The organism is Budvicia aquatica DSM 5075 = ATCC 35567 (genome assembly GCF_000427805.1).
Classification (GTDB): Bacteria; Pseudomonadota; Gammaproteobacteria; order Enterobacterales; family Enterobacteriaceae; genus Budvicia; species Budvicia aquatica.
Window position 1 is genome coordinate 1 of the sequence record NZ_ATYS01000116.1, and the last position, 1971, is coordinate 1971.

2 protein-coding genes and 1 pseudogene are annotated in these 1971 nt (G+C 43.7%); 2 read left to right on the plus strand and 1 reads right to left on the minus strand.

Annotated features, from left to right (window positions below):
- Positions 1–197, plus strand: a pseudogene (locus YWE_RS28235) (lipopolysaccharide assembly protein LapB); the annotation flags it as partial.
- A 302-nt stretch (positions 198–499) separates the two neighbouring features.
- Positions 500–1708 carry a tyrosine-type recombinase/integrase gene (locus YWE_RS0120835; protein WP_029096204.1) on the plus strand — a complete coding sequence of 403 codons (1209 nt, stop codon included), beginning with the start codon at positions 500–502 and terminating at the stop codon, positions 1706–1708.
- Positions 1709–1738: 30 nt separating this feature from the next.
- On the opposite strand, the gene xis is transcribed toward YWE_RS0120835, so the two are convergent.
- The coding region (xis, locus tag YWE_RS29905) for an excisionase Xis (protein WP_071605919.1) at positions 1739–1971 on the minus strand (233 nt) is incomplete at its 5' end.

The window sequence follows — 1971 nt, forward strand, 5'->3', positions numbered from 1 at the left end:
AGTTAGCGGATGCTGAAGAAGGCCGGGCTAAAGAAAGCCTGATTGTTTTACGCAATATGGTTGGCGAGCAAATCAGAACTAAGCCGCGCTATCGTTGTGAAAAGTGCGGTCTGACGGCAAGTTCGCTTTATTGGCACTGCCCGTCTTGCCGGGCGTGGTCAACCGTTAAGCCGATTCGCGGATTAGATGGTCAATAGAAAATATATTAGTACCTGATACTCGGGTACACGGTGTTAATAGTCTTACAGGAAATAAACATGTCGAGCTCGACTTCACCCATTATTGTTGCTCTTAATCATCACGGCAAAGTCAACTCATGACAAGTAACGCCAAAAAATTGATTAAATAGATAATAAATAACGATTATTTTAGTACATCCGCCGTCACCGCAAGACAATCCCCGCCATCATTAGCCATTATAGTTGTGTCCATTACTGTGTCCATATTGTATCATTCGCAATGATAATCAAAAATCAATGGACACAGTCTGGTTAATATTATGGCAATTTCAGATAGTTACCTTAGATCTAACCTTGGAAAACCGAGAGATAAGATTGAAGAAAAGTCAGACCGTGACGGCTTATGGGTTCGCCTATCGGTTAAAGGTGCTGTCACTTTCTTTTACCGATATAGATATTACGGCAAGCAAGAAAAGATGACGTTAGGCAGCTATCCGGCCGTTAGTTTGAAGGTAGCCAGAGATGAGGTCATTAAATGGGCTGGTGTACTAGCTGCCGGAAATAACCCAAAGATGCGCCGTGATTTAGATAGAGAGAAAATATCTAATCAGCTATCGTTTGAGGCTATGTTCAGAGAGTGGCACTCGATGGTTTTTGCTCCAAAGGTAAGTTCTGTCCAGATCATGCGATCATTCGAAATTCACGTTTTCCCCAAGATTGGCAAATACCCAGCCGAGGAACTAACAGTACATAACTGGCTTCCTTTGCTGGATAAGCTATCAAAGCATTACAGTGAAATAACTAAGCGCGTTATTAGCAATGCAAAACAATGCTATTCGTGGGCCAAAAAGAGGCAGATTGTTTCTCATAATCCACTACTTGAACTTTCAGGTCGTGATTTCGGTATACAGAAAGGGGTGGGGGAGCGCGTTCTCGATCATCAGGAAATAGCCCTGTTTTGGGATGCATGCAATCACTCTAGGTTGGGTACCAGAAATAAAACGCTATTAAAATTATGCTTATTTTATGGGTGCCGTATCGCAGAGCTACGGTTAGCGAAAAAAGGTGATTTTGATTTAAAGTTAGGCGTCTGGACCGTGCCGGCAGAAAACCATAAAACTGGAATGAAAACAAAAAAAGCATTAATCAGGCCGATAATTCCTGAAATATACCCCCTTTTGGAAGCAGTCATTAATTTTTCGTGTGGTGATTATATCTTTTCGAGCAGGGAGATCCCTTTAGCCTTAGGGTTCCATTTAACATTACCAGGCAGCGTTAGTTCATATATATATAAAACCTATAAAATTACTGTTCCTCATTTTTCGATCCATGATTTACGCAGAACAGCCCGAACAAACCTCTCGGAACTTACCGCCCCTCACATTGCCGAGATGATGCTGGGGCATAAATTGCCGGGAGTTTGGGCGGTATATGATAAATACAGTTACTTGGATGAAATGAAAGGGGCTTACTCACGCTGGTGGGAGAGGCTTCAGTCAATTACGAGTAATCCTGAGTACGTAAAGTAAAAGCCCCGCTTCCGGGGCCCTTACTGCGTCTCACTCTCGATTTACTATACGGCCCCGCAAATCTCGGGCTGCATTTGATAAAGAGGGGGCGGCAGTTCGTTTTAGCAGGGTTTCCTGATGCTGCCATTCAATCACTTTATACCGGTACCACTTATTTTCCGCTCCTACATCGGAGTAGTCAGGCTCAGGGAAGGGGTTAACCTCCTTTTTCCGCCTCCGGTCTAATGTGCGCAGCGATATACCAAGGTGCGCACATACCTGAG

Coding starts and splice junctions, on each gene's coding strand:
- YWE_RS0120835 (WP_029096204.1), top strand. CDS start 500: ATGGCAATTTCAGATAGTTACCTTAGATCTAACCTTGGAAAACCGAGA.